Origin of the sequence: Flavobacterium oreochromis (genome assembly GCF_019565455.1) — a bacterium.
Lineage (GTDB): Bacteria > Bacteroidota > Bacteroidia > Flavobacteriales > Flavobacteriaceae > Flavobacterium > Flavobacterium oreochromis.
Genome location: NZ_CP067377.1, coordinates 1915672 through 1935383, shown reverse-complemented (window position 1 = coordinate 1935383; position 19712 = coordinate 1915672). Strand labels below are relative to the sequence as shown.

The window sequence follows — 19712 nt, the reverse complement described above, 5'->3', positions numbered from 1 at the left end:
ATGCATTATTCATCTTTAGATTACTTACCTGTAAAGGTGTACTATGATATTTTAGAAACTAACAACGTCAATTTATTGTCTGACACGATTACAGATAAAAAGGAGTTGTCGGAATTATGGACAAGTCTGAGTAATAAATTCAAAGACTTAGACAATAGCGACTATGCAAAGCAAACATTCAGTAGAAACAAGCAAATACAAGTCCTTGAAGTAAAACAAAGGCTCGTATTGATGTATCTGAATCTGTTGAGCTTTGAGTACGATGATGCTATAGTAAGCAAGCTAAATGCGTTGGGATATAACGTAAGAACTGACAATACAGATGATTATTACTTAGACCTAAAGAGAGTTGAGGTTGAAACAAATGGTATTGAAGTTAAAATTAACGCTCTGAAGAATCAAGCCTCTAAAACAGATAACTCTCAATCAGTAACTATAGATGAAGTATTAGCTAGTTATTCAGTTATTCTAGGATTCGACTACGACTATAACACAATATCGTGTACTAAATACCTAGCATTGAAGAGCCAAGTAAATAAAAAAATAAAAGCCTTAGAAACAAAAAACACTGCAAAATGAGTAAAGGGGTTGTAACAAGAAAAGATTTATTCGAGGATGAGGCAATGAAATTTGGTGAAGTCTTAGTGAAACAATTCCAAATGACCATTGAAAAAAGTGAGGAGTTGAAAAAAAGCTTGAAGGAATATGAACGAATTTTCAATTCATTAAAAAAGTCAACAGACAACACTTCATTATACAACAGCATGAAAGAAGAAAAACTATTATTTCTTCAAAATATCAATGCTATAAAGGAACGTGAAGCCGCTGAAAAATCATTTATTAAAGTTCAGCAAGAAGAGACTAAAGTCCTTCAAGAAAAAATAAAAGCAGAAAAGCTTAAGCTCCAATTAGATAATCAACGAGCAGCTCAACAGAAAAGAAATATCGAACTGACTGTTGAAGAAAAGATACAGAATCAACTTGCCAGCAAAGCGGAAAGAGAGGCTGCTTTAGATAAATTAGGGTTAGTAGGCGCATACGATAAGCTAAATAAAGCGCGTTCGGAAGCAAAAAGTAAACTTAGAGATCTAATAATAGCCGAAGGCGAACACTCAGCATCTGTAAAAAAAGCACAAAAAGAATATGACGAGCTAGACGCAAGAGTGCGTAAAGCCGATAAAGCTGTTGGGGACTTCACTAAGAACGTAGGTAATTATCCTACACTAAGCAATATTACGAGCAACCTAACCGAATTATTATCTGCTTTAGGGGCGTTTGCAGGTGTATCATCAGCTTTTGATGTATTGAAAGATGGTTTAAATACGATTGTAGAGTTTGATCAAGCTGTGTCTGATTTGAAAGCTATTACTGGAGCAACAGGAAAAGACTTAAAATTCTTAAGACAACAAGCCGTAGAATTAGGAAAAAGCACTAAAGGAGGTGCTGTACAAGTGGTTGAAGCGTACAAATTAATAGCTTCTGCCAAACCTGAACTCTTAGAGAATGTAGAAGCGCTAAATAGTGTTACAGAAGCAACCTTAATACTGTCTAAAGCATCTGGCTTAGAGTTGCCTGATGCAGCCGCACGTTTAACTGATGCCATGAATCAATTTGGTGCGTCCGCAGAAGAAGCTAATAGATATATAGATACATTAGCCAATGGTGCTAAATATGGCTCAGCAGAAATACCAAATGTTACAGACGCTTTATTAAAATTCGGAGCAGTCGCAAAATCATCAAACATATCAATCGAAGAGAGTACAGCTTTAATAGAATTACTAGCGGAGAAAGGACAAAAAGGTGCAGAAGCAGGTACTTCATTGAGAAATGTTTTGCTTAAAATATCGGCACCAGATACGTTGCCTAAAGAAGCTTTAGCTGTGTTTGATAAGTTTGGAATATCTATCGAAAAACTCAAAGACAATACACTACCTATTCAGGATCGATTAGAAATGTTGAAACCAATATTAGTTGATAACTCTAATTTGGTTAAAATATTTGGTCAAGAAAACATAGTAGCGGCTCGTAATGTTCTTGAAAATACAGACAGATTGAAGGAGTTGACTTCTAAGATGTCTGAATTCGGAACAGCACAAAAACAAGCGGAAGAACGTAGCAATACTTTACAAGGGAAAATTGATAGCCTATCAGCAACATATGATAGTTTCATTATCAATCTGAACGAAGGGAGAGGCGTTATTTCAAAGTTGTTTGTATTATTTGCTGACGGTGTAAAATACGCTTTAGAAGGACTTATTAAACTGAATAGTACATGGGATGAACTGTTAGACAAATCAAGAAAAGAGGGGATAAAATCTGGATCAAAAGTATTTAAAGAAAGGTTTAACCTTATGGGAGGGAATATAAAAGAATTATCCGACGAGGCTAGAAAATCTGTTCGAGCACAACTAAGTGTTATACAAGAAGAGATTAGTAAAGGGAATAAAGACTCTAAATTACTAGAAGAAAAAAATCGACTTATTAGTTTGTTAGGAGCTAATCCAGAGGGAATAGCAAAATCTATAAAAGAAAGTTCTAAAAATAGATTAAAAGAATTACAAGATGAACTTTCAAAATTGCATAAAGAGGCTGCTGAAAAATCTAAACATTTAAGTGAGAGTGATAGGGAATATTTTATAAAAAGAACAGTTGATCCTGCTAGAAAAAGAGAACTGCTTCGAGAGATTCAGGAGGAAGCATCAATAATAAAAGAAGCAAACAAAAAAATAACTCACTTAAAAAGTGGGATTGCAAAAGATTCGGAGCAAAAGACTAGTACAGAACCTGTTGACGACAAAAAAGCAGAAGAAGCAAGAAGAAAAGCAATAGAAATAAAAAAACAATTAAACGCATCTGAATACGAATTAGATAAACAGCGTTTAGAACAACACATCGAGATCGCTAATGAAATTGCTCAAAATGAAAAAGAAGCAGATGCTGTTAGAATTGAAGCTATAAACAATAGGACGACAAAAGAGAAGGAATTGCTAGATCTAACTAAGAAGTACGAGTTACAAAAAGAGAAAGATAATTATAAAGAATTATTAATTGAGAATAAAGATAACGTAAAGAATATAGAAGTTATCGAGAAACAACATGCTATAAATAAAAAAATAATTAATGAGGATTTTTTATTCGAAACTAAGGAGGCCGAGAAAAAGAAAGCAGAAGAAATAAAAAAGATAAGAGAATTTGATTTCGATTCATACTCGAAAATATTAGAGGAAAAGTCTACAAGAAATGTAATTTCTATGAATTCTGAACTTCAGAAAGAAAACGAGCGTTTCAAATCTTTGGGTGATATCACTAAAATGTCACAAAACAAACAAGAAAAAATACTTGAAGAGCATGAAAAAAAGAAATTAGATATAAAGAAAAAGTATGCGGTCGAGGGTGTTAAAATTCAAATTAAAAACCTTGAAGACACACTATCTGCTTATGATTCACTCCCTGAGAATGAAAAAACTTCATCCGAAAAAAGGCTAGATATAGCAAAACAGCTTTCAGAAGCAAAGCTCAAACTAAGCGAGTTTGAGGTTGAAAAAAACGAAGAGAATAACGAAAAGAAGAAGTACTCTGATAAAGAATGGGCAGAAGCTATTTTAAATGTGTCGCAGAATATAACTTCTGCTATGGGGCAACTAGGGAACGCGTATTTCGAGTCTAGAACCGCCAACATCGACGAGGATATCAAAAAGAATGATGAATATTATTCGAAACAAATAGAACTAGCCAGCAACGATAAAAGAAAAAAAGAAGAATTAGAGAAGGATGCTGAGAAAAAAAGAAAGCAATTGGAGGACAAGAAAAAGAAAGAACAATATCAGCAAGCTGTGTTTAATAAAACATTATCAGCTGTACAAATTGGAATTTCTACTGCTCAGGCCATCATGCAGTCTTACGCTCAATTAGGACCTATTGGTGGTTCGGCTGGTGCTATTTTAGCTGGAGTCGTGGGAGCAATTCAATTAGCTGCCGTTTTAGCTGCGCCAATACCTAAGTATAAAGACGGTCGTCAAGGAGGTCGTAAAGAGCTTGCAATTGTAGGTGATGGAGGTAAACACGAAGTTATCGAACGCGCATCTGGAAAGATAGAATTAACCCCTGCGACTGATACATTAGTACAATTGTATGAGAATGACAAAGTACATAGTTCTATTGAAGAATATAATAGAGCATTGAGAGTTGCAAACAAGATGTCTTTAGTTTCTGAAATAAACAAAATAAAGGACTACGACTTAAAAAAAACGTTAAATAGTCTTTATGATCAAGAAGTATTAAATGAGCTAAAACGAAACACGCAAGCTATTAGAGAGGGAAAAACGACAGTCAACAACAACATAAAAGTAGATTTAAATCACCATTTGTGGAAAATAAAAAATAACACCTGGAACTAATGAGCAATATTAATCCGATACAAATAGACAGAATTAGATATACCCTGAAAAGTGAATACCTGCCAGATATGGTTATTGATGAACCTATAGGGTGGAATGATGATGAAAAGGAATATTCTCGTCATGAGAACTACATGGGGATATTTACGAAACTTTCAAATAGCTTGAAATTCAATAAATCATCCAGAGATTACATCAATATTATTTACAATAATTACGGTATCAATTCCGATATTACGCTAGTTAAAGAAGAGCGTAATCCTACTACAGATATATTTGAGATTATATACACAGGAGTACTGGATATGTCTACTTGGGAGGAGGAAGACGGAATTGTAAGATTGAAGTTTAACTCTGGCGGAATCGAAAAGGAACTAAAAAACAAAGAAAATCAGATGGTTGAGATAGACCGTCTGACTTCTTTAGGCGGAGATCCAATTCCTAGTTTAAATACAGTAACCGTAACACTAGACGGGCGAAAAATATTTTTGAGAACTGAGTTAGAGCAGAACAGCTTGAATAATAGTGCTTACTTAGAAAATTACGGAGAAGGAATAACAGTAGGGATGACAAAATCTATTCCTATTAAATTAAAAATAAAGTCTCACGAAGAGGCGAAAGATGTTGAGCCAGATGTTTATAGAGCGTATGACCGTCATAGTTCTTCTTGGGCGTTAGACCAGCCGTTAGAAACAAGTTTGTGTTTCTTTTCGCAATCAAATTTTAGGCGAAAATTAAAAATAAGTATAAATATAAGATGCAACTTGCAAAGAGTAAAATTCGATAGTGTTAATAGCCATGCTATTCATATAAGACTAGGTCAATATTCAGGAGGGAGTAATTATAATTTTAAAAGAAATTACAGCTTATTGCATATCTCTAATTTACATGAGCTGCCACAATCGCAAGACATTAATCTTAACCTAAACGATACAATAATTTTAGAAAAAGGAGATAGTCTGTCTTTAACAGCTGATCAAGTTACGAGTTTAGGTGACTCTTATACAGAAAGAGGGCATTTACATGTAAAATTCACCTTTTATGAAGTTAAAATTGACATTCAAGAAGAGTCAGAATTCGAATCGACAACAACAAAAGCCGTGTTTGCTCATGAATTAGGCGAAAGACTCACTAGTATAATTACTGGCAAGCAAAACCTATTGTATTCAGAAGTTTTAGGGCGAAAAGAAATTGGCTATAAAGAAGATGGAGAATTTAGCCATTTAGCTATGGCACACGGTTTATGGATTAGAGGGTTTGAAAAAGATCCTAATTCGGAAAATGATTTATTCAAACCTCTTACGACTTCATTGAAAGACTACTTATCATCATTAATGGCTAGTTGTGATCTAGGTATGGGTATTGAGTACATAGGCAACAAGGAGAGAGTAAGAATTGAAAGTAGAAAGTTCTTTTTCAACGGAAACGTAACTATAAAACTACCTAACCAGGTAAAAAATGTAAAGAGAAACGTTGCTACAGATAGATGCTATTCTTCTGTAGAAATTGGCTATAAAGATGGTGGTACCTACGAAGAAGCTTTTGGGCTAGATGAATACAATTCCAAGACAACTTTTTCGACGGTACTGACAAGGCTAAAAAACTCATACAATCAGATATCTGAATATGCAGCAGATTCTTACGGCTTAGAGTTTACTCGAAGAAAACAAAAGTCTAAAAACGAAACCGTAGACACTCCTCGAGACAACTCTGTGTTTTTTTTAGATTTGAAAAAGGATATCGCCTCTAACCATTATAAATTAAGAACATGGGTAGATGATAAAAAATCAAAGCCAACGGGTGTTTTTTCACCTGAAACAGCTACGCATCTAAGGTTTACCCCTTTCAACATGATGTTACGTCATGCGTGGTGGTTCGGAGGTTGTTTAATAAAAAACAAAACTGATTATTTACGTTACACTAGTTCAACCTCAAACAGTAATCTGACAACTGAACTACTTACTGGGATGAAGATAAAAGAAAGTGGCGATATTCAGAATATTGAATTGCCAAGGCCTCGTTTCATGGTAGAAGAAGTTGAATTTGATTACAAATGTGATAATCAAATAATGAAGTTAATAAATGGATCCACAAGAATTGATGGTAGGCTTATACCTAATTTGTACGGAATGATCGAGTTTACTAACGAGAAAGGATTACAAGAATACGGGTACTTAATAAACTTAAAACCTAACGGCAAAGGTCGTTGGAAATTAATTAAAGCAAATCGATAAAATATGAATTCAACTATCACAATAACATTTAACAAGAGCTTTACAATAGATTACACATACTTTTATTTTTATATAGGTACTTATGGTCAGTCGTATCCGCAAAATAAAAGTATAGGAAGTTACTACTGGATGAACGGCGCAAGCAATATGTTACCTATTTTACCGCCAACTAATATTCCTGGAGAAACAGAAGCTATTCAACTATATAACGCATTACAAGCATCTAATCGTTCACTTACAACCACTAGAGTTGCTAATATAGTTACCATAGAATTGAAAGATTCTAATCAATATTTTGCAAAATATGGATCTGGAGCACCAAATTACAATGGATCAGACTTAATTACTGCCATAATCAATAATTACAACCCTGCTAGATTAAACCTTTTGAACGTTAATTTTAAAACTGATAATTCATATAAATGTAAAAAAGTAGAATGTGAAATTATCACAAACAAAACAGTTAACCTGATTAACGGAGGGATTAATCAGGCTAACCCAATTAAATTAAATTTAGACAGGGGTTCTAGTTCTGAATATACACTTGTTTCTTTACCTCGTAAGCAGATAAGTGAAATGTTAAGGTTTTCTAATATAGGTGATATTTCATGTATTATCGTATCATCTCCATACAGGGATTATTTTTATAAAGGAAGTAGTTTTTTAGTGCTGTACTCAAAAACTACAGAAAATAATAAACTTTTCACAATAAAAGACATACATTTAACAGATAACACAGAATACATCTTATATATTGATAAGCCTGTCACGTCTACATATGTAAACGAAAGAGTTATTATCGATTACACAGATACAGTCGTATTGAATATAAATACACCCTCTGTTCTAGATCCTAATAATTATCTTATTTCTGTAGTAAACAATAACAACACCTATTCTGCAGTAGTAAATTCTAATACAAGCACGACTGGACTTGCATTAGAATATTCACTTGACAACATAAATTATCAAGTATCTAATCAATTTACACAAGTACCACTTGGCTCAAATACATTATATGTCAGAGATCAATTTGGTTGCTCTTTTACAAAAACTTTTACCGTTTCTGAATTTGGCGATAACGATCCTTATTTTTATTTATCAAAATCGAATAGCATTCGATTTGCTGATAGAATAGCATGGGGTGATTCCGCAAACTACAAAAAAGACGAAAATACATTGAGTTATGAGGTAGATGTTGATAGTAGATTTAGAGAAGTTCAGCAATTTCAAACGGCTGATATAATTACAACACAATTTAAATCGAATTATAAAATAAACAATGTTTTCGTAAATCATTCAGGATTGACCACTAATTTACTTGTAGATAAAAAATCTAACAATTTAAACATAACTGATATTAGAGATTCTTCAGTATTATCTGTAAATGGCAAATTGGCCATATACTTTAAATCAGGGAATGTATACGATTCATCTAATAATGTAATTTCAAAATATACATTAAATGGCGACCTGCCAGAGTGGGGAGATATTGGAAATATTTTCTCCATAAATTCTGTTTCATATACAATTCAAGAATTGCATTATGATGATAAACTAGATTCTTATATTTTAATAACGAACAACAGTTATAGTGATATAGAACGCATAGAAAAAGTAAAATGTACTTATAATCGATTACCTTATGAAGTATACGAGTTTACAATTGATATGAGTAATTATATCGATGAAACAATTACAGTTAGTATTGAAGCCTCAATGTCTAATTTACACCCGCTAAAACTATTAAGCGAAGATATTGACGTGAGAGTAAGACACGCTGATACTGTTGAAATAAAGTACTATAACGATACAAATACAGATATTGATTATAGCACAGGAATAATTCATAAAATAAGAATTCCATTGACAAAAAAATCAGGAAAAGTAGATGGTGACTCAGAAACTCAAAGAACAGACAGTTCTGTTTATATGCTTAAATCAAATTTGTACGAAGTTGATGAGTTTAAATTTGAACCAGTTACAAAAGAAATTTGGCGTAAAGTAATGATAGCACTTTCACATGAAAATGTTTTTATTGACGAGGTAGGCTACGTTAAGAACTCTGATTTTAATACTGAAGGTCCGCTCGAAAACAGTAACCTGTATGTTCTTACAGCTTCTATGATAAAAACTGGCAGCGCATATAATAGTAAAACCACTGGGAATGTTGGGTACAATGGAAGTGTTTCTGCTATACCAGGAATAATTGAATATGATAATGGGTATATTCTATACTAAAAAATAAAGCCGTCTATTGACGGCTTTTCTGTTTATAATTAAATTCTTTTTCAAATTCTTCTTCTCTTTTTTATTATGGTATTCAACACCTTTTCGGTGATATTCATCATCTATTACTGTAATATTCTGATGTGTATGGTAGTGATTATTTACAGAACTATCAATATACTTACCGCCTGAAAAAGAATTATCTAAATAACCTCCTATTGACTTGCCGATATTACAGCCTAACCAAGGTAGGCCTACTACGATTAAAAGTATAAAGACTAAAGCTCCCATAGTTCCAAATTTACTAATAATCTAAGCAATATAAAATTTGTTGTATTTATTTTTATTTAGTCTAAATAAAAATAAAGTATATTTGTACAGAGAAAAATAACTGATAATGAGTGATATTTTATCTGTACTATCGCAAAAAGTAACCGAGCTAAGCAAGAAGTATAACGATCTTGTTTCTGCTGGGAAGAAAATATACGAACTACCATGGCAATCTATTTTAAAATCAGACTCAAAAATACCTGTTTCAAGTAGCGGGGTTTCTGAACATATAACGGTTGGGCAAATAATAGATGCTGTTCAAATAAAACAAAACAATAGGCTGTTAAGCGTTGGTAGTATTGTTTTGGCTGGAAATAATTTGACCGTGAAAGCACAAGTTTCTGCATTAATTAACGGAATCACTTGCTTTCAAAATCAAGACACATTAATTAATATCCCTTTTTCTAGTGCTGGCACAATAAGGGTCGATATTATAATTATTAATTCTAACAGCACAATTACTAGAGTTGTAGGCACAGAATCAATAGGAATAGCATTAGATCCTTCGGTTCCTATTGATTCTGTAATTATTGCTAAGATAAACATTACTGATAATTCATTAAGCAATACACCTCCTATTTTAGGCTTAATAGATAGATCAGCTTCTCACCCTAAAGGTTATTATGATGCCTTTCACAATACTCCCCTATTAGCAGATGGCACAGGTGAAAAAGGAGATTATTTAACCGTTTCAGTAGAAGGATCTAGAGACTTTGGCTCAGGAGTTATTCATCTTAAGAAAGACGACCGCATAGAATACAATGGGAAAATTTGGTGTAAAACCACAGATAACAATCAGAAAACGCCACTAACCAGCGACAGTCTTGGTCAGGCAACCGACAGCTTTCCAAAAACTGACGTAATAGCTCAAGAGGATTATATTGACTTTACTATGTCTACTTCAAAGAAGAAATATAAAATTATTTTTTCGAATTTTTTAGAAATTTTGGCTAATGTCTTTCAGATAAAACTCATTAGTGGTCAGAATATTAAAACACTCAATAACACATCGCTATTAGGTTTGGGTAATATTGATATTAATTTTTCCCCATCTACCACGAAGTGTTATCAACTTCTTTATCAACACAAGATATTGCAGGTATTGTAAAATACTTAAATACATTAGTGCCTGATATTATCATTCCTGCTAATTCAATATTAAAAGTAATTGTCACTGACACTGGTCAGATGTTTGAAGTAAAAGTTAATAATAGAGTTATTGGAAAGAATAAATCTGAATTATTTGCTAATGAAGTAATTCAGATAGTTAAGAATGATGAATTTTATAATATTTCATTCCCTAAATGTAGAGTAATAGGCTATGGACTAGGATCTTCAGCTAGATATATGGGTTTAGAATTTCCCTCTTTTTACTCGGGAAATTTATTTAGTTTCAATACAGGAGTTAATCAAGCCTCGGCTTTAGTCCCTAACTTTTTCTCTTTGGTAGGGATCTCTCCATTTGAAATGACACTTGATTCTATATACTATGTAGATAATGTGGCTGCTTCGACAAAAATAGCCATATACACAAGTGAAAACAATTTTAATAACAGTGTATTATACACTGAATCTATAATAAAACATGGATTTAACAGCGGGTTTTCCTTACCTACTATAGCTAAAGATAAGCTAATCACATTATATATAATGATAGAGACGTTGGCAGCTCCAACAGGTTCTATTCATTTAAGATTTAAAAAAGCAAAATAAATAAAATGAAAGAAGATGAAAGAATATTCATTAATTGTGAACGGTAAACCCAATAAAGTATATACACAAGAATTTATAGAAAACAACAGAGGATTGTTTAGTAATTCTATTTTAGCGCCAAAATATTTAGGGGATTTTATAGACCCCCACTGGAATGGCAGTTCTTATTATGAAGGTCTGAATTCTAAAGAAATAAGAGAAAAAAAGAATGACCAAATAATAAGTTACCTTGATAAGGTAATATTAAAGATCAAGGTATACATAAAATCTATGGCGATGGCTAAGTCAATAAATGACGACTTAGATTATTACGAAGAGGCTTATACAAACAAATATAATTTATGTGTAAGGTTAAAATGTTATTTGGAAAAGGGAGGAGAAAACCCCGATCCTTTTAATACGATAGCCACGGAAGCTCAATTAGAAGGGCAAACAACCTTCAAGTTTATCAATAATGTGATAGATAAATTCGAGCAAGGTAAAGCGTTTAATGATAATGGAATTCAGCTTATTGAATGCTTACGAAAGCGAATCTATTTGGATTTAGACCAAGAACTACACGAAAAGGCAATGAGCCGATTAAAGCTAATTGACGATTTACCAGCAACGATAACGCCTGCTGATGTAGCGAGTATTTACCAACAAGTAATGAGTATATAATTATGAAAAGTATCATTAATTTATTTTTAGAAATACTGCTAACAGCGGTTAGTTTCGTGGTGTTCCCAACCTTGTTTATTATAGGAATAATTTACTCATTGGGTAAGCACATTTGGCAATTAGACTACTCGCTAAACAAGCAATTGCGACCAATATTCAGAAGCATAAGTTTATCACTCGATGGATTGGCTAATGCTGGTGCTGGCGAACTGTTAAACGATACGTTCAAGTTAAAAGGTGGTATAAAATATGGCAAATGGTATCAAACCATTTCAGCCGTTACAGGAATGATAATGCTTTTCATAAACGATACGTGGCTAAGGCGATTCTTAGACAAAGTATTGGGGAAAAACCATTGCGTTGATGCAATATCGGAAGAGGACAAACAATTTTATAAAATAAATCACTAACCAAATTTTAACTTACTTATTTTAAAAAAATGAAAGAATTAGACTTTTCAAATGTATTGAACAACCTTGCTCATTGGGAATTATTCATCATCGTATTAATCGTGGTAATTTCCTACTATTACCGCAATGCTATTGCCGAAATTATTAAAGCAAAATCAATCCTGAAAAAGAAAAAAGACATTGCTAATCTTGTTCAACACGACTTTTTCAATACCACGGTAAACGTGCGCAACGAAATTATGCGAATAGACTTCGCAACTAATGGAGAGGTGGATATGATTAAGACTAAATTATTACATCACTTAATCAAATTGAAGACAACTGAAATTGAAGCCTCAATGACGGCTTTTTTAAAAAGACCTGATCTAAACGAATGCAGTTCGCAAGGCTTACGATACTTAGTAAAGTCTAATCTTTTCAATATAGTAAATAATTACACAATACAGGCTGAGCGTGACTTTATTCGTTGCGGTATTACTGTAGAAGATGCACGCTTTGTAATTAATTCCTATGAAGACTTTCGCCAAGAGGTGGTCGACGGATTTGTGCAACGTGTAGAAAGTATCACAACCAATGATGACTACTTTTCGAACTACGATAAAATGAGTGCAATATTAGAAGTAGTGGCGATTAGTTTATTTTTAATTCCAAAAGACGCTAAAAATGCGTTTGACAAGATAAACGGGCGCTTCAAAAAATATCAAAACGTAAACTTAGATTTATTAGGATAATATGGATGAAATCACGCTAAAAAGGATAGAGCAAGCGCACCCAAAGGTAAGGGAGAGATTGCTTGAGCAATATAAAGAAGTTAATAGCTTATTAGGCAAAGGCGTGCGTTTACGCTTTGCCTATGTTTATAGATCGCCTGAAGAGCAAAGGGCTTTATTTAAAAAACGCCCAAAAGTTACAAATGCAGATGCTTGGCAATCTATACATAATTACGGTCTTGCTTTTGATATTGTTTTGTTGATTGACAAAGATGGAGACGGCAATTTTGAAACTGTGTCTTGGGATATGGCCAAAGATTTTGATGGTGATAAAGTTGCTGATTGGATGGAAGTAACAAACTACTTCAAGTCGAAAGGATGGGAATGGGGTGGTGATTGGAAAACCTTTAAGGATTTTCCTCATTTTGAAATGAACTTTGGTTTTGATTGGAAAGCATTAAAACAGCGAATTGACAAAGGAATAATTATAAAAGATTCAAACAGGATAGTTTATCCGCTTATTTAAAAGAGCTATGAAAAAGTACATTTTACTATTATTTCTAATTCTTGTCAATTCATGCGGAATCATAAAGAAAAACAAAGCCTTTTTTAAAGAGAAAACAAAGGTTGAATTAATCGAAAACAAGAATGTTAAACAAACTGAGCTTGATACTTCTAAAGTCTTTGAGCCTGTCGATGTAACTAAGCCAATGGTGGTAAATGGCGACACTATATACAATACAAGAGTTGTGAATAATTACAAAACCATTCATACAATTGTGCGTGATAGCATTCATTTAATAAAAGATGATCAAAAAAAAGAAGTGGTCAAAGAAAAAGAAACTGATAACACTACTGTTTATTTATATCTGTTTGGTTTCGTATTCTTGTTTTTGTTTGCCGTAATTGTTTTTCTAATTGTGTATTACGGCAAAAAATAATTTTTATCTTATTTGGTTAGCTTAAAACTGCGAGATATTTATATATTCTCGCAGTTTTTTTGTTTTAAGAGAAAATGGAGGCTTAAAAAAATACAATTTTTAAAGAAAATTATATACAAAATTCTGTAAAAATTATATAATGCGTTTTTGATAAGTCCTGCTTTCTTGTTTTTTAATCGATAAAATTTGCATTTCATCTATTTTTAAAAGTTTTCTTTTGAAAACTAAATTTTAGTCGTATATTTGTAGAGTCAAAATGAAACAATAAAAATAAAATTAAAATTATGAAAACTTACAACGTACAAAAAGAGTATCAACAGAGAAAAATACAGAATCTTACAACACAATAGAATTTGATAACTTAGCAGAAGCGGTTATAAAATTTAACGAATTATTAGCATTACAAGCAAATTCTGCAGGTGAATTTAATAATGATCAATTTTCTGAATATTACAGTGAATACCTAGAAATTGAGTCTTTCGATGAAGAAACAGAAGAGTTTGAAACAGAAAAAGAAGTTTTAGTTTATGTAGAAAGAACTTTTGACCGAAACAATTACAGAGGGAATCATGCTAGCAATTACTGGGGAGTTGGCAAATGGAATGGAAAAGAGTTAGTTTACTCCTTCAGCTATGACGGAGAGGTTCAGTATTCAGAAGTAAAGGAAAGTGAATTAAAGGAATGGTATAATTACTAATAAAAAAGCCTCTCAATGAGAGGCTTACATTTGTCAAAATAAAATTTTAATAAAATTAAAATTTTATTACAAATATAAACATAAACATAAACATAAAAAAATAATGGCTTTTGAGGAGTATTTAATTCCTGCATTTTTACTTTGTAAAAATGCAGCGAAAATAATAATGACAGCGTACGCCTATGGGTGTACGCTGTCAAACACCTATCATTAATTGAGGTGATCCCTTTAAGTGGGATTTTGATTAGTGATATAAAAGTAAAAAATAAGAAATTTGGCTATATCAATTCAGATGGTGAAGTTGAAAATTTTATTTTAGCTTTTACACAAAACAACGTCGAAGCAGTGTCAACTGACACAGAAGATGAAGTTTTAGAAAAAGCTTTTAGATTTTTTGAAAAGTACATGAAAAGTACTTAACAAATAATTAATATTTATTTATCAGTAAATTATTTTTAAAAAAACTCATATGAACGAACATAGTATAAATAAATTGGATTCAATAGGCGAACAACTTAACGCCATTTTAAAAAAAAAAGGTTTAAAACCCCAGCATCTAATCGACGCGGGGAAGAACAGTAATCAAGTATATTCTGTTCTTCGAAGAGGTAACCCCTCACGAGTTGATTATCGCATATCTAGTTTAGTAGACATTCTTGTTTTACTAAACTTAGAATTAACAATTGAAGAAAAAGAATAAAAAAATATAATATTATTTGTTTTTGATAGTAATTTTACTATCTTTGAGGAGTCAATTAATAACACGTTCTATGAAATCATCTGAATTCCACCGAAAGGTACTAAGAAACGGATGGGTGCACATCCGAACAGATGGTAGTCATTACATCTACGAAAAGAACGGCAGAACTTACCCTGTTCCTTTTCACGGAGCAAAGGAATTAGGGAAAGGACTTGAGTCTAAAATGACAAAAGAGATGGGGTTGAAATAAGCCCCTCTCTTAAAAAAATAGAGTTTTAAAAAGTTGTAGCGATGAAAATTGTAAGAATTATTATTGAAAGATCAGAAGATATGTTTTCTGCTTTCGCTGAAAATGTAGAGGGAATCTATGCTGGAGGTGACACTGTTGAAGAAGCTAAACAATCAGTATTAGATTCGATACGATTATTAAAAGAACATAACTCTCTTGAGAATATTCCTGACATTTTAAAAGGAGAATACAACGTTGTTTTTCTTTTTGATACAGTTAGTCTTTTAAATTACTATAAAGGCATATTCTCAAATGCAGCATTGGAAAAACTAACAGGAATAAATCAGAAACAATTACAACATTATTCTACAGGACACAGAAAACCAAGACTAGAACAACGCGAAAAAATAGAAAATGCCCTGCATAAGTTGGGAAAAGAGCTTTTAGCCGTGGAACTATAAAATAGAGGTGTATAATTAATTGACAATTTATTGAATTCACCTTCAATGAAAAACCCCTTTTAAAGGGGTTTTTGTATTTGTTAAGCAAAATTATTATTTAAAGACTTCAAGCGTATAAATTGTCTTTCCTTTTCACCTACCGCATAATGCTTTTCCACCATTTGAGTTGATTTATGACTCGCCATTGCTGCAGCATCTTTCATTGATAACATATCAGCAGTTTCATCTAAATTAATATGTTTAAGAGCGTAAAAATCAGCCTTTATATCTAATTTCTTTTTAACATGCGTGCTCCATCTTCTGCTAATTTGTTCTCTTCGTATTCTTTGTGGACCAGGTATTAATCCTTTTGAAAAAACATAATCATCTTGAGCGCCACCATATAAAGATTTTTCCCATAAATCAAAAGCAACGTCTTTGATCACACGCTCAACCCATTTATATTGTTTCCCTTTTGCTATTAAAACCCTGTATTTTTGGTAATCAAGAAGAACATCCTTAACTTTCAGATCTAGTAATTCGCTAATCCGTCCGCCTGAATGGAAAAATAAAACGGTGAATCTCCAGAAGTCTGGGTGATGATTTTTTAGATGCTCATTAACTTTCTTTCGTTCAGATTTATTCAAAACCTCTCTAATAGTTGTTTCTTGAACTCTTTTCTTTATGGATATAACTACATCTGATTCGACCGCTTCGAACTCCATCATTTCTTTAAACAAAATGGATAGATAACCTCTATATTTATTGAATTTATGTTCGGAAAAAGTAGCCTCTGTTTCTTCAAGGTAATCAAGAACAGTTCTTATATGCTTTCTCTTAACATCTTGAATTTTGACCTTATCCATTTCTACTGCTTCAATTGCGGGAATTACTTTATTAAGCATGTATTTGATATCGTAATTTGTTGATTTAGCTACTTTTAAACTTGCGTGTGCTAATTTCAACGCATCAGGAAAATAAGACTCAGGAGTTAGTTCTTTTGTGTTGGCATAGGTCCTATCTTCCATAAAATGTTTAGTTATAGGATTGTAGCCTTTGTCAAGTATCTCTACAATTTCAGATAAATAGAATTCAGCTGCAGCCTTTCGTTCTTCAAGGGTCTTGAACTTATTTAATTTTTTTCGATATGGAAATCCTTTAGGGTATTTATCTTTAAACTTTGGATCGAAGAAGTTGCACTGGACATACCAATTTGAGTTCATAAGTTTTTTAGAAGACGATTTATTCCAGTCTTCAGGTGACACCCACGCATCAGTTCGTGAGCAACCGAAAAGTAATTTTTTCATGTGTTTGCGTAATTACATTGCCGTTTACATTGCCGTTTGCTAAATTACGCGTCTCGAAAGTGTTTATAAAAAAAGTTCTAAACCCTTATTGGGAGTGGGTTTAGAACCTTGTAGCGAAGACGGGAGTTGAACCCGTGACCTCAGGGTTATGAATCCTGCGCTCTAACCAACTGAGCTACCTCGCCATTTTTTTCGTTGGTAACATCCTTTCCGAATGCGAGTGCAAATTTACAACTAAATTCAAGTTGTGCAAACTTTTTTTCTACTTTTTTTTATTTTTTTTAATAAAAAAAGACAAAACACTGTAAAACAATAACTTAAAAAATAAAAAAACATACAAATTTAGACAGAATAAAAGATAACTCTTTAAAAACTTCTTTATTATTAAAAAATAACTAAATCCACAATACAACTTCTAATGCAAGAGATAAATAAAAAAAACATTTTACTTGTTTTAGTAACTCATATTATCTATATTTCGAAAAAAAATCATTATGAACAGCAAAATACGATACGAATTAGAGTTTCCTATACATTCATCTCCTCAATTGTTATATCAATATATTTCAACCCCATCTGGATTACAAGAATGGTTTGCTAACAACGTTAATTCAAGAGGCGATTTCTTCACATTCAAATGGGATGACTCAGAAGAAAAAGCACGTATTTTTTCTAAAAAAACAGGTGAAAAAATTAAGTTCAAATGGGTTGATGAAGAAAATAAAGATACAGAGTATTACTTTGAACTAAGAATATTGGAAGACGACATCACAAAAGATGTTTCTTTAATGGTAGTGGATTTTGCTGAAGAAGATGATCTATCAGAAGCTAAAATGCTTTGGGAAAATCAAATTTCTGATTTAAAACATGTTTTAGGCTCTATTTAAAAAAGAATATAACTTATCTTTGTCCCGATTTATCGGGATTTTTTTATGGACATTTTTTCAACTTTACAAGACAACAGAGCTTTTCTATATGGAGATGCTGTCTTTGAAACTTTAAAAGTATTAGACAACAAAGTTTTATTTTTAGAAGACCATTACTTTCGATTAATGGCATCTATGCGTATTTTAAGAATGGAAATTCCTTTAAGATTTACTCTAGAATATTTTGAAAATCAAATATTAAAAACTGTCAAAGAATTAAACATAGAGAAATCTGCTCGTGTTCGATTTAATGTTTTCAGAAAAAATGGAGGGTTGTATTTACCACAAACAAATGAAGTAGATTATTTTGCAACTGCTATTTCATCAGAAAACACTATATACACTATAACAAATAATACTTATGAAGTAGACATATACAAGGATTTTGTTATAACAAAGCAACTTTTATCAACTATTAAAAGTACCAATCGAACAATAAACATAACAGGAAGTATTTACGCAAATGAAAACAACCTTGACAATTGCTTACTATTAAACCATGAAAAAAATGTAATTGAAGCATTAAATGGAAATATTTTTATGGTTAAAGACGATACTTTAATAACTCCTCCTCTTTCTGAAGGGTGCATTAATGGAGTAATGAGAAAACAACTGCTTACAATTGCTCAACATATTGAATCCTTAAAAATAGAGGAAAGACCGATATCTTCTTTTGAATTACAAAAAGCAGATGAGTTGTTTATAACAAATGTTATTAAAGGAATTCAACCTATAACAAAATATAGAAAAAAAGACTATAAAACCTCTACATCTGAGCTATTAACTTCAAAACTAAATATCAAGATTCGATTAGATTAATTATAGATAGGATTCTCGGGAGCATTTGACCATACTAAATACTCCCCTCCTTGTTCTATTATTTTTTCTCTCCAAAAATCAGACGAGGATTTACCTATTATATTATTGCTCAAATCATTTTCAGAAATGATCCATGAATGAGACTGTAACTCACTTTGTAATTGTTCTGCATCCCATCCTGAATACCCTAAGAAAAAACGTATATTATTTCTACTTATTTTCCCACTATTTATAAGCTCTTTCGTTTGCTGAAAGTCTCCTCCCCAATAAATTCCCGATGCTATTTCTATACTTCCTGAAATTAAATGAGGTACATTATGTATAAAATACAAATTATCTTGTTCAACAGGCCCTCCATTATATATTACAAAAGAAGCTGAAATTTCAGGAATTAAATCTTTAATAGTATAATTTAATGGTTTATTTAATATAAAACCTACTGAACCTTCTTCATTATGATCAGCGAGCAAAACCACTGATCTGTTAAAAGATAAGTCACCTATAATAGAAGGTTCGGCTATTAACAAATGCCCTTTTTGCGGTTTAATTGCTATCATACTTATTATTTTTTTAACTAAATTTAACAAATAAAATATTTATAAACAAAATATAATTATAAAAAAATAAAAAAGCCACGATTTTACGTGGCTTTTTATATAATATTTAAAAAACTATTATTTATTAACAGCTCCTTCTAATTCTGCACCTGCTTTAAATTTCACTACGTTTTTAGCTTCAATTTTAATAGTATTACCAGTTTGAGGGTTTCTTCCTTCTCTAGCCGCTCTTGTAGACACTGACCATGATCCAAAACCTACTAAAGCAACTTTACCACCTTTACTTAAAGTTCCTTCAACATTACTTAAAAATGACTCTAATGCAGCTTTTGCAGCAGCTTTAGTAATTCCTGCATCAGCAGCCATAGCATCGATTAAATCTGATTTGTTCATAATAATTAGTTATTAATTGA

General features: G+C 32.1%; 21 protein-coding genes and 1 tRNA gene. 17 read left to right on the top strand and 5 right to left on the bottom strand.

Annotated elements, in window-relative coordinates:
* The 4 genes from JJC03_RS09175 to JJC03_RS09160 are packed head-to-tail and all read left to right on the top strand — an operon-like array spanning position 1 to position 8872.
* Positions 1-579 (top strand): hypothetical protein, encoded by a 579-nt coding sequence (locus JJC03_RS09175; protein ID WP_235873103.1) that lies wholly within the window; start codon positions 1-3, stop codon positions 577-579.
* Entirely contained in the window at positions 576-4397 is a 3822-nt protein-coding gene (locus tag JJC03_RS09170; protein ID WP_235873102.1) for a phage tail tape measure protein, read from the top strand. Before JJC03_RS09175 ends, JJC03_RS09170 begins: the two co-directional genes overlap by 4 nt.
* A complete protein-coding gene (locus JJC03_RS09165) occupies positions 4397-6631 on the top strand; it encodes a hypothetical protein (protein ID WP_235873099.1) in 2235 nt (744 codons plus the stop codon). The genes JJC03_RS09170 and JJC03_RS09165 overlap by 1 nt, the downstream gene beginning before the upstream one ends.
* 3 nt (positions 6632-6634) lie before the next feature.
* Positions 6635-8872, top strand: a complete 2238-nt coding sequence (locus tag JJC03_RS09160) for a hypothetical protein (RefSeq protein WP_235873097.1) — start codon at positions 6635-6637, stop codon at positions 8870-8872.
* Here JJC03_RS09160 and JJC03_RS09155 read toward each other — a convergent pair.
* A complete protein-coding gene (locus JJC03_RS09155) occupies positions 8864-9151 on the bottom strand; it encodes a hypothetical protein (protein ID WP_235873096.1) in 288 nt (95 codons plus the stop codon). The two genes, JJC03_RS09160 and JJC03_RS09155, sit on opposite strands and share 9 nt — an antisense overlap.
* Before the next feature lie 106 nt (positions 9152-9257).
* On the opposite strand from JJC03_RS09155, the gene JJC03_RS09150 reads away from it, so the two are divergent.
* From JJC03_RS09150 to JJC03_RS09100, 11 genes are all read left to right on the top strand, one after another.
* Entirely contained in the window at positions 9258-10298 is a 1041-nt protein-coding gene (locus JJC03_RS09150) for a hypothetical protein (RefSeq protein ID WP_235873095.1), read from the top strand.
* Positions 10253-10903 carry a hypothetical protein gene (locus tag JJC03_RS09145; RefSeq protein WP_235873093.1) on the top strand — a complete coding sequence of 217 codons (651 nt, stop codon included), beginning with the start codon at positions 10253-10255 and terminating at the stop codon, positions 10901-10903. The genes JJC03_RS09150 and JJC03_RS09145 overlap by 46 nt, the downstream gene beginning before the upstream one ends.
* A 15-nt stretch (positions 10904-10918) precedes the next feature.
* The gene (locus tag JJC03_RS09140; protein WP_235873091.1) at positions 10919-11563 is read left to right on the top strand and encodes a hypothetical protein; all 645 of its coding nucleotides are present in this window, start codon (positions 10919-10921) and stop codon (positions 11561-11563) included.
* A gap of 143 nt (positions 11564-11706) precedes the next feature.
* Positions 11707-11973: a hypothetical protein gene (locus tag JJC03_RS09135; RefSeq protein WP_235873090.1), complete on the top strand. Its 267-nt coding sequence runs from the start codon at positions 11707-11709 to the stop codon at positions 11971-11973.
* Positions 11974-12002: 29 nt separating this feature from the next.
* The gene (locus JJC03_RS09130; RefSeq protein ID WP_235873089.1) at positions 12003-12704 is read left to right on the top strand and encodes a hypothetical protein; all 702 of its coding nucleotides are present in this window, start codon (positions 12003-12005) and stop codon (positions 12702-12704) included.
* Position 12705: 1 nt separating this feature from the next.
* Positions 12706-13209 carry a M15 family metallopeptidase gene (locus JJC03_RS09125; RefSeq protein ID WP_235873088.1) on the top strand — a complete coding sequence of 168 codons (504 nt, stop codon included), beginning with the start codon at positions 12706-12708 and terminating at the stop codon, positions 13207-13209.
* Between the two features lie 7 nt (positions 13210-13216).
* Positions 13217-13624: a hypothetical protein gene (locus JJC03_RS09120; RefSeq protein ID WP_235873087.1), complete on the top strand. Its 408-nt coding sequence runs from the start codon at positions 13217-13219 to the stop codon at positions 13622-13624.
* Positions 13625-14507: 883 nt separating this feature from the next.
* Complete coding sequence (locus JJC03_RS09115) at positions 14508-14741, top strand: hypothetical protein (RefSeq protein WP_235873086.1); 234 nt, start codon at positions 14508-14510, stop codon at positions 14739-14741.
* 49 nt (positions 14742-14790) lie between these two features.
* Positions 14791-15021, top strand: coding sequence for a hypothetical protein (locus JJC03_RS09110; RefSeq protein WP_235873085.1), 231 nt, complete (start codon positions 14791-14793; stop codon positions 15019-15021).
* A 43-nt stretch (positions 15022-15064) separates the two neighbouring features.
* Entirely contained in the window at positions 15065-15271 is a 207-nt protein-coding gene (locus tag JJC03_RS09105; protein ID WP_309597634.1) for a type II toxin-antitoxin system HicA family toxin, read from the top strand.
* A gap of 41 nt (positions 15272-15312) precedes the next feature.
* Complete coding sequence (locus JJC03_RS09100) at positions 15313-15711, top strand: type II toxin-antitoxin system HicB family antitoxin (protein ID WP_235873084.1); 399 nt, start codon at positions 15313-15315, stop codon at positions 15709-15711.
* 80 nt (positions 15712-15791) lie between these two features.
* On the opposite strand, the gene JJC03_RS09095 is transcribed toward JJC03_RS09100, so the two are convergent.
* Positions 15792-16997 (bottom strand): tyrosine-type recombinase/integrase, encoded by a 1206-nt coding sequence (locus tag JJC03_RS09095; RefSeq protein WP_235873083.1) that lies wholly within the window; start codon positions 16995-16997, stop codon positions 15792-15794.
* 111 nt (positions 16998-17108) lie between these two features.
* Positions 17109-17182, bottom strand: a tRNA-Met gene (locus JJC03_RS09090).
* Positions 17183-17491: 309 nt separating this feature from the next.
* Between JJC03_RS09090 and JJC03_RS09085 the strand changes: the two genes are divergently transcribed.
* Entirely contained in the window at positions 17492-17884 is a 393-nt protein-coding gene (locus JJC03_RS09085) for an START-like domain-containing protein (RefSeq protein ID WP_088444716.1), read from the top strand.
* A 45-nt stretch (positions 17885-17929) separates the two neighbouring features.
* Entirely contained in the window at positions 17930-18742 is an 813-nt protein-coding gene (locus tag JJC03_RS09080) for an aminotransferase class IV (RefSeq protein WP_088398512.1), read from the top strand.
* Here JJC03_RS09080 and JJC03_RS09075 read toward each other — a convergent pair.
* The gene (locus tag JJC03_RS09075; protein WP_088398513.1) at positions 18739-19299 is read right to left on the bottom strand and encodes a YqgE/AlgH family protein; all 561 of its coding nucleotides are present in this window, start codon (positions 19297-19299) and stop codon (positions 18739-18741) included. The genes JJC03_RS09080 and JJC03_RS09075 overlap by 4 nt on opposite strands.
* Before the next feature lie 117 nt (positions 19300-19416).
* Positions 19417-19692 (bottom strand): HU family DNA-binding protein, encoded by a 276-nt coding sequence (locus JJC03_RS09070; protein WP_014165082.1) that lies wholly within the window; start codon positions 19690-19692, stop codon positions 19417-19419.
* Positions 19693-19712 lie beyond the last annotated feature (20 nt).